7 protein-coding genes and 1 pseudogene are annotated in these 6,474 nt (G+C 69.3%); 4 read left to right on the top strand and 4 right to left on the bottom strand.

The window, feature by feature from the left end; all coding sequences use genetic code 11:
• Positions 1–55: 55 nt before the first annotated feature.
• Positions 56–433: a hypothetical protein gene (locus CJ197_RS13545; protein ID WP_102237272.1), complete on the bottom strand. Its 378-nt coding sequence runs from the start codon at positions 431–433 to the stop codon at positions 56–58.
• A gap of 79 nt (positions 434–512) precedes the next feature.
• Between CJ197_RS13545 and CJ197_RS13540 the strand changes: the two are divergent.
• Both CJ197_RS13540 and CJ197_RS13535 read left to right on the top strand, forming a co-directional pair.
• Positions 513–701: pseudogene (locus CJ197_RS13540) on the top strand (integrase core domain-containing protein); the annotation flags it as partial.
• A 23-nt stretch (positions 702–724) separates the two neighbouring features.
• Positions 725–1,357: a nucleotidyltransferase domain-containing protein gene (locus CJ197_RS13535; protein ID WP_102237271.1), complete on the top strand. Its 633-nt coding sequence runs from the start codon at positions 725–727 to the stop codon at positions 1,355–1,357.
• Positions 1,358–1,436: 79 nt separating this feature from the next.
• Here the strand turns inward: CJ197_RS13535 and CJ197_RS13530 are convergent, their stop codons facing one another.
• Both CJ197_RS13530 and CJ197_RS13525 read right to left on the bottom strand, forming a co-directional pair.
• On the bottom strand, positions 1,437–2,207 hold the full coding sequence (locus CJ197_RS13530) for a Sir2 family NAD-dependent protein deacetylase (protein WP_102237270.1): 771 nt from the start codon (positions 2,205–2,207) through the stop codon (positions 1,437–1,439).
• Positions 2,204–3,043, bottom strand: coding sequence for an aldo/keto reductase (locus tag CJ197_RS13525; protein ID WP_102237269.1), 840 nt, complete (start codon positions 3,041–3,043; stop codon positions 2,204–2,206). Before CJ197_RS13525 ends, CJ197_RS13530 begins: the two co-directional genes overlap by 4 nt.
• Before the next feature lie 154 nt (positions 3,044–3,197).
• Between CJ197_RS13525 and CJ197_RS13520 the strand changes: the two genes are divergently transcribed.
• Positions 3,198–4,430 (top strand): arginine deiminase, encoded by a 1,233-nt coding sequence (locus CJ197_RS13520; protein WP_102237268.1) that lies wholly within the window; start codon positions 3,198–3,200, stop codon positions 4,428–4,430.
• 12 nt (positions 4,431–4,442) lie between these two features.
• Here CJ197_RS13520 and CJ197_RS13515 read toward each other — a convergent pair whose 3' ends face one another.
• On the bottom strand, positions 4,443–5,096 hold the full coding sequence (locus tag CJ197_RS13515) for a GNAT family N-acetyltransferase (RefSeq protein ID WP_233190973.1): 654 nt from the start codon (positions 5,094–5,096) through the stop codon (positions 4,443–4,445).
• A 243-nt stretch (positions 5,097–5,339) separates the two neighbouring features.
• On the opposite strand from CJ197_RS13515, the gene gcvT reads away from it, so the two are divergent.
• Positions 5,340–6,473, top strand: coding sequence for a glycine cleavage system aminomethyltransferase GcvT (gene gcvT, locus CJ197_RS13510; RefSeq protein WP_102237267.1), 1,134 nt, complete (start codon positions 5,340–5,342; stop codon positions 6,471–6,473).
• Position 6,474: the final 1 nt, after the last annotated feature.

Below are 6,474 nucleotides of genomic sequence, written 5' to 3'. Positions count from 1 at the left end.
GACCAGGCCAAAACCGAAGAACACGCAGATCAAGCCCAAGCAGCTTGATCAACCGTCAACAACTTGCGGGCAAGCCCACCACGAGCCTCCAGTATTCCGTCGGCACCCCGGTCGAAACGTCGAATCCGCTGCCCGACGCGAAGATGTCCACGAGCTGCTTCACCGAGAATGCCCCTGTGACGAACCCGACGATGGTTATCAGGCCAGAGACGAGACCGATGAGTGCCGCCGGGGTGGGGATTCGAGTCTTTTTCACGATATCGAAGGTGTGCTGGGGCTCATCGGTGGTTGGCACCGAGGTAACGACAATGCCGTGGTTGTCGCCGCCGAAGGCAACACCTCCACCCTTTGCGAATGGAGCTTGGACGTCACCACTCGTCTGGATCTGTTGGTTTCCGTTACTACTGTCGCCGATGCGCTGGGCGTTGGTCACGGGTACTCCTCGGTCGCTGGTGCTGGTCGGGTTCACCGTATGGAACACCACCGACATTCACACCAAAGCTTCACGCCTCGGGAAGATCGAGCGCTACCAGCGGCTGCTAGCTGATGAGTGTCTCTACGCCCGCCCCTACGCCAGTGAGGCCGAGCACCGCGAAGCCATCGTGATCTGGAAGCACCACTACAACTACCACCGGCCCCACACCGCCTGCGGCGATCAGCCCCGCCCTCACGCCTCCACACCGGTGTCGACAACGCCATGACCAACTACAACTAGGCTCGGCTCATGACGACATGGCATGAAACGTGCCTTGCGGATCTCTCGCGCGCTCTGCCCGAAGCGAGAGTTGAGCCCTACGGGTCGGTGGCAGAGGGAGCAGCCGACGGATGGAGCGACCTCGATGTCATCATCACGACGGAATCTCCTGTGGAGATCGAGACTGCCCTCTCCGGGGAGCTGTGGGCATTCCAGTCAACGCTCAGTGGAGAGGAGCACGTCATCCGCGCAGTCCTCGTCGATGGTCGCCGCATCGACATGACGGTGCGCGGGGTGGAGGCTACGCTTTCCGATCTGGCGGCGGATAACGCTGTGCGCTTCGACCTCGCCCTCGCGGCGGCGAAGCTGGGCCGGGGGAGCGACCTCATCGGGCTTCATCTGTGCCTTGGAGCGCTACGGGACGCTCTCGTCCTGGGTATGGAGCAGCGCGATCGGGAGCTCGGACATGCGCATCATCGCGAGGCGACGGCCCATGATCGTGACGCCCTCCGGGTGCTCGACAGTCTGGGTGCTCCGCTCGAGCCCGCCACCGCTCTTCGCACATATGAGACGTATGGGGCGTGGCGGAGAGCCCTGGAGCCGACGTACGTGCCCGATCCCCGGGGGCTGGAGGCGCTTATCGCGCGCAGTATCCCCGCCTGACCCAACGCGAGCGCAGCGTTCGAGGTCGCGGCACCGAACCTCACCGCTCCGCGTGCTGAAGAAGCGATGACGATCCGACCTAGAACGGGTCCAGGAAACTCGTGCCGCCCACCTTGTGCAGCCGCCGCTCCCAATCCGGGAGCACGTCGTGCGCGTCCTCGGCGATGACGTGGTCGAAGATCGTCCGCGAGGCCTCGGGAGGAGCGATGTCCACGAGCACTGTGGTGGCCCCGTGCGCCCGCGCCAGCGGTGCGAGCTGCGCGGCGGGGAATACGGTCCCCGACGTTCCCACCGCGACGAACAGATCCGCTCGTTGTGCGAGGCGCAGAGCGAGGTCGAGCGCTGCTTCCGGCAGCTGCTCATCGAACAGGACCACATCGGGCCGTGTCGGCTTCCCGCACCACGGGCACGCCGAGGGCACCCCGTGATCCTCCGCGGAGAATCCAGCGCCGGGCGTCACCGGTGCGCTCCAGCGGCAGTCCGCCCCCAGGCATACCGCGCGCAGCGCGCTGCCGTGCAGTTCGGCGACGATCTCGGACCCGGCTGCCTGATGCAGCCCGTCGATGTTCTGCGTGATCACCGGTGCCTCGAGCCGTGCGATCGCCCGATGGCCCGGGGTGGGGCCGTGGTCCATGCCGATTCTGGCCATGCGTCCCCACACCTCCCACAGCCGCGGTAGGGAGCCCGGCAGCCGGTCGGCATGCATCGCCTCCTCGGTCTCCGGCTCGAGTGCCCACAGCCCGTCGGGCCCCCGAAACGTGCCCATCCCCGTGCGCGCACTGATGCCCGAGCCCGTGAGGAAGACGATCTCCCGATGCGACGGGCCCGGCGTGAAACGGGCGGGGCTCACCACTCCTCGTGCTCGCGAGAGTCCCAGGCGGCGTCCTCACCCAGATCCAGGGACGCCAGCAGCTCACGGTCCGCATCATCGAGCTGCACGCCCTCGAGGGTGGCGTTGCTGATCTGCCGATCGGGATCGGAGGACTTCGGAATCACCACGATGTTCTGGTCGATCGCCCAGCGCAGGGAGACCTGTGCGGTGCTCACGCCGTGCTTTGCCGCGACCTTGCGCAGCGCGAACTGCTCAGCCAGGCCCTCGCGTCCTCCCAGCGGCCCCCACGCCTCGGTGACGATCCCGCGCTCACGATGGAACGCCACCGCCTCACGCCGCGGCAGGGCGGGGGAGAGCTGGATCTGGTTCACCTCCGGCGCTACACCGGTCGCGTCGATCAGCTCCATAACCTGCTCGGGCCGGAAGTTCGAGACGCCGATATGCGCGGTGAGCCCCTCCTCCTTGAGGTCGATCAGGGTGCGCCACGTCTCCAGCGCCAGCCCGCGGGAGGGGTTCGGCCAATGGATCAGCACAAGCGCCGTCCGCTCCAGGCCCAGGCGCCGCAGCGACGCCAGGTACCCCTCGCGCGCAGCCTCCCGGCCCTGATCGCCGCCGGCGATCTTCGTGGTCACGAGCACCTCATCAGGATCCACCCCGGAGTCCCGGACCGCCTGCCCCACGGCGGCTTCATTGCCGTACTGCGCGGCCGTATCCAGCAGGCGGTAGCCCGAGCGCAGCGCCTGGGCGATCGCGCGGCAGCCGTCCGCGCCCTTCACGCTCGAGGTGCCGAAGCCGATCAGCGGGAAGGGCGTGCCATCGGCGAGAGCGGTGGTGGGAATGGACAGTGCGGTCACGTCGGCCTCCAATGTCGGTCGCGATACCAGCGGTGGATCGGGGTGCCTCCAGGGTAGTCATCCCGCGCCGGGACCGGGCTGGCCTCTGCTAACGTGCTCACGGCGGCGACACGGACGTCGGCGCCCTCCTGGCCCGACGGACGATGAGGACCCGATGACCACCAGCACCGCCCCGCGCGCCGGGGTGCACGATGAGATCTCCCCCCTGCGCCGCGTGATCCTGCACCGGCCCGGGCCCGAGCTCGAGCGTCTCACCCCGGACAGCCGCGAGGAGCTGCTGTTCGACGAGATCCTGTGGCGCGATCGCGCCGACGCCCAACACCGCGCCTTCTCCACCCTGCTCGAGGAGCAGGGCGTGCAGGTGCTGCACCTGACCGAGCTGCTGGTGGACCTTCTAGCCGATGCCGAGGTGCGCGAGACGCTGCTCGAGCGCAGCCTGGACCCCGCCGTGCTCGGGGACCTCGCCGTGCAGGATCTGCGCGCCGCGCTCACGGGCCTGGATGCGCAGCACCTGGTCGATGTGCTCATCGGCGGACTGACCATCGAGGAGCTCGAAAAGCTGGGCGTGAGCCCGCGGTCGATCGCCCTCCAGCACAAGGGCCCCGAGCACCTCGTGCTGGACCCGCTGCCCAACCACATGTTCACCCGCGACTCCTCCGCCTGGATCGGGGACGTCGTCTCCGTCAGCCCCATGCACCGCCCCGCGCGCCGACGCGAGAGCCTCCACCTCGAGCTCATCTACCGCCACCACCCACAGTTCGCGGGCTCGGCGGGGCCGCGCCGTGTTCTGGGCCGCGACGGCGCGGGGGCCGCGACCGTCGAAGGCGGCGACGTCATGATGCTCTCGCCGGGCGTGGTCGCCGTGGGCATGAGCGAGCGCACGAGCGCGGTGGGGGTCGAGCGTCTGGCCGCCGGGGTGCTGGGCGATGGGCAGATCGAGCGGGTGATCGCGATCGCCCTGCCGCATAAGCGCTCCATGATGCACCTGGACACCGTCACCACCGTGGTGGATGAGGAGTCGATGCTGCGCTTCGGTCCGCTCGGGATGCTCGAGACCTTCGAGATCACGCGCAGCGGGGACCGCCTGAATTCGCGCGCCCGCGCCGCCGATGAGATGGACGAGGTGCTGGCCCGGGGCCTGGGAGTGGAGCGCCTGCGGGTGCTCACCCCGCCGCTGGATCCCTATGCCGCAGCGCGTGAGCAGTGGGATGACGGCTGCAACGTGCTCGCCCTCGCGCCCGGCAAGGTCGTCGCCTACGAGCGGGCCGCCGCCACCAACGAGTACCTGCGCGACCAGGGCGTCGAGGTGCTCGAGTTCGCCGGGGATGAGCTGGGCCGCGGTCGCGGCGGGCCGCGCTGCATGAGCTGCCCGGTCGAGCGCGGCTGAGCGCCTAGCCCGTCAGTCCCGAGAGGGCGGCGGGGGATCGGAGTCGCTCTGCATCCCCGCCGTGCTCGCGGGCAGCGGCTCGGTCAGCGACCGCTCCATGAGCAGCTGCTGGGTGCCGAACTCCTCCAGGCCCTTGCGGACCGTGAAGCCCAGGCGTCGCAGCAGCGCCACCGAGCGCTTGTTGCGGGTCTGACTGACAGCGATCACGTGGTCGTCCTCGAGGTTCTCCCGCGCCCAGCCCAGCACCGCCAGGCATGATTCGGCGGCGTAGCCCTGCCCGGTCCACTCGGGCAGCAGGGCGTAGGACAGCTCGAGCTCCCCGCGGTCATAGTCCAGGGTGATCGAGCCGATCATCTGATCGGGCGCATCGTCGGCCGTAGGATCGCCGGTGCCCGCATCGTCGGTCGTCGGATCGGCGGCCCCTTCGCCGTCGGTCCCTCTGCCGATGGGCACGGCCAGCACCCAGCGTCCCCACGTGAGTCCCAGCGGGGACAGCTCGAGCGCCTGGCGAGAGGAGTAATCCACCGCGCCACCGAGGTATTCGCGGGTGACGGGATCTGTCATCAGCCGGATCATCGCCGCGCGATCAGGGTCGCCCGGCTCGCGGATCACCAGCCGTTCGCTGCGGATCCGCACCGGCCAGTCGCTCGTGCCTTCCTTCGCCACGTCCTCCACCGTACACAGGGGGCCGACGGGCCACGCGGGGCTTCGGGCCCGACACCGGTGTCGGCTCCCCCGGATAGCAGGTGCTCTGACGGTGGCCCCATCCCCTCGACACGGCGGCGCGAGCGGACCGGGGCCGGTATGGTGAGCCTGCGACACAGCGGGGTGGCGTGCCACCGGTTTCTCGGCCTGCGCCGAGACGTCGGCACCGTTGCCCGGACGTCGGAAATGACACGAAGGAGCACCATGGTCGAGCAGGACCTGCGCAGCACGCCGCTTGAGGCCGTCCACGAGTCGCTGGGAGCGACGTTCACCGACTTCGCCGGGTGGCGGATGCCCGTGCGATACGACTCCGATCTCGCCGAGCACCGGGCGGTGCGCGAGAGCGCGGGACTGTTCGATCTCAGCCACATGGGCGAGATCCACCTGATCGGCCCGGAGGCCCCGGCCGCCCTGGACCACGCCCTGGCCGGGAAGATGTCCGCCATGAGCGTGGGCCGCGCGAAGTACTCGCTGCTGCTGACCGAGGACGGCGGCATCTTCGACGACGTCATCACCTACCGCCTGGCCGAGGACCACTTCCTCGTGGTCGCCAACGCCTCCAATGCCGAGGCCGATGCCGCCGCGCTGCGCGAGCGTGCCGAGGGATTCGATGTCGAGGTCGATGACCGCTCCCTGGCCACCGCCCTGGTGGCCGTGCAGGGCCCCGCAAGCGAGCAGATCCTCCTGGATGCGCTGTTTGCCGCGGACTCCGGCGTGGAGGCGCTCACCCGTGAGGACATCACGGAGATGAAGTACTACCGCTTCACCACCGGCACCTACCGCGGCGGCGAGCTGCTGATCGCCCGTACCGGCTACACCGGTGAGGACGGCTTCGAGCTGTATGTGCCCACCGAGCACGCCGCAGCGCTGTGGGAGCAGCTGACCGCCGCCGGTGGCGAGCGCCTCACCCCCTGCGGCCTGGCCTGCCGCGACACCCTGCGCCTGGAAGCCGGGATGCCGCTGTACGGCAATGAGCTCTCGCGCGACCTCTACCCCGCCCAGGCGGGCATGGGCCGCGTCGTGGCCCTGAAGTCCAAGGAGGACTTCGTCGGCCGCTCCGGCGTCGAGAACGCCGACGTCAGCTCGCGCCCCGTCCTGGTCGGCATGGTCGCCGAAGGCCGACGGGCCGCCCGCGCTGGCTCGACCGTGCGCGACGCCGAAGGCCGCGAGGTCGGCGAGATCACCTCCGGCGCCCTCTCACCCACCCTCGGCTATCCCATCGCCCTGGCCTACGTGGACCCCGCCGCGGCTGAGGTCGGCACCGAGCTGATCATCGACGTGCGCGGCAAGGACCTGCCCGCGCGCGTGGTCGAGCTGCCCTTCTACTCCCGATCCTGAT

Origin of the sequence: Brachybacterium sp. UMB0905 (assembly GCF_002871795.1) — a bacterium.
GTDB lineage: Bacteria > Actinomycetota > Actinomycetes > Actinomycetales > Dermabacteraceae > Brachybacterium.
This window is presented reverse-complemented; position numbering and strand designations above follow the sequence as displayed.